Origin of the sequence: Psittacicella hinzii (assembly GCF_003585885.1) — a bacterium.
GTDB lineage: Bacteria > Pseudomonadota > Gammaproteobacteria > Enterobacterales > Psittacicellaceae > Psittacicella.
This window is the reverse complement of sequence record NZ_NRHC01000148.1, coordinates 1-1,715: the sequence shown is the minus strand read 5'-3', so window position 1 is coordinate 1,715 and position 1,715 is coordinate 1. Positions and strand designations below refer to the sequence as shown.

Below are 1,715 nucleotides of genomic sequence, written 5' to 3'. Positions count from 1 at the left end.
ATTTTCGGGAATCCCTATTAGCACCAAGGTACAGTACTTCAGAAAGATTTTCTACTTTTTGGTTAAAAGAAAGAAAAACATTTTCTAAAAGATTGTATAAGCTGTAAGCTGTGATATCAAAGAGGTGTAATCTTGCTTCAGGAGCTAAACCATAATGCGTACCATCACCTCTAGGCGCTCCAATAATATTGATTACACGCGCTCCGTGGTTACCAAAATTATTCAAATCCCATAAACTAACCTGACTAGATTCTTTAAACTCACCGAACTCATAGTTATACATGCGGTACTGACTTTCTGGTACAACTATGTCTTTTTTAATAAAGCCCGCATCTAACGACATTACATTAACATTTTTCCCTGTTAATTTGCCTTTAGATTCGTCTGTTAATGGAGTTATCCCATCTCCTTTTTGCGAGATGTATGCTTGCCCTGCAAAAGTACGATGACCACCTAAAGCATTTAACCAAGGAAGAGCTTTATGTCCAACTGGAAGATTAAACGAAGTAGCTAACGCACTTAAATTCCATGAGTCACTTACATCTGGAGCTTTATAAACTCCAGTATCAGTCGTAACCGCTGAAATTCCTTTAAAGTACTCTTGTCCTTTTCCTTGACCTTTAAAAGCAGTATCAGCTGGAGGAGTTCCTACTAAACCAGTTTGGCTAACAAAGGTTTGTTCTTCAACTACAGGTACTGTTACTTCTTCTGGATCTTTTACTTCAACAGTAGGAGTTGTATCCTGATTTGCTGGTTCACTTTCCTGTCCTTCAGGTTTACTTTCCTGTTTTGCAGTTTCAGCTTCTTGCCCATCAGCTTTTTGGTTATTAGCTTCTTTGCTAGGTGCTTCTTCTTTTACTGTTGTTTCTGTAGCAGAGGTTTGACTATCAGTAGTTAAAGATCCTGAAACTTCAGTGCCTTCAGGTGTTTTTCCATCTTCTGAAGTTTTATCATCTTCTGAAGCTTGAGCCTCAGTTGTAGTGCCAGCGCTAGGAGTATTTTCTACACTCGTTGAGTCTTCTGCACCCACTGAAGTAGATTCACCGGCAGTGTTTTCTCCCCCACTAGAATCTTCTGTAGCGCTTTCTCCACCATTAGCATCTCCTGCAGTAGAGTTATCACTATTAGATGAGTTTTGTTCATCAGTAGTTGTAGAGCCAGAACTAGGTTCTGAAGAAGCATCCGTATTACCGTTATCAGTAGACTCACTATTTGAAGATGTATCGTTAGATACATCTTCCTCTGGAGATTCTCCAGAACTTACTGTACCTTTAGATGTTTCTTCTTCATTTTGTGCAGAATTTTCTTCTGTCTTGTTTGCAGAACTATCTTCTGCTTTGCTTTCTGATTCAGAGCCAGATTGCTCTGCTGTTGCAGATTCAGATTCTGTAGTCTCTGATGGTTTTGCAGGTTCTGTTGCAACTGGTTCAGCTTCTCCAGCTCCAGTTTTAGCATCAACTTCTGTGTCTGTTTCAGTACCTGATGAAGATCCTGCTTCAGCTTTAGTTTCTTCCGAAGAATTTCCAGCTTCTTCATTAGTAGTTTGTTTTTTGTCTTCCTCTTGTTTAGGCTGATTTTCTTCTTGAGGTTGACTATCAGTAGATGACTGTTTGTCATCTTGCTGTTGAGCTGTTTGCTCTGAATTCGGGGTTGAAGCTTCTTCGCTTACAGGTTCAGCACTTTCACCTTGCTCTGTATGAGCTGTACCCCAAATG

At 39.8% G+C, this 1,715-nt stretch carries 1 protein-coding gene; it reads right to left on the bottom strand.

Translation table 11 applies throughout. The features are described 5' to 3' along the window. Positions 1-1,715, bottom strand: a 1,715-nt coding sequence (locus CKF54_RS08210) for a hypothetical protein (RefSeq protein WP_222987605.1), incomplete at both ends; no start/stop codon positions are given.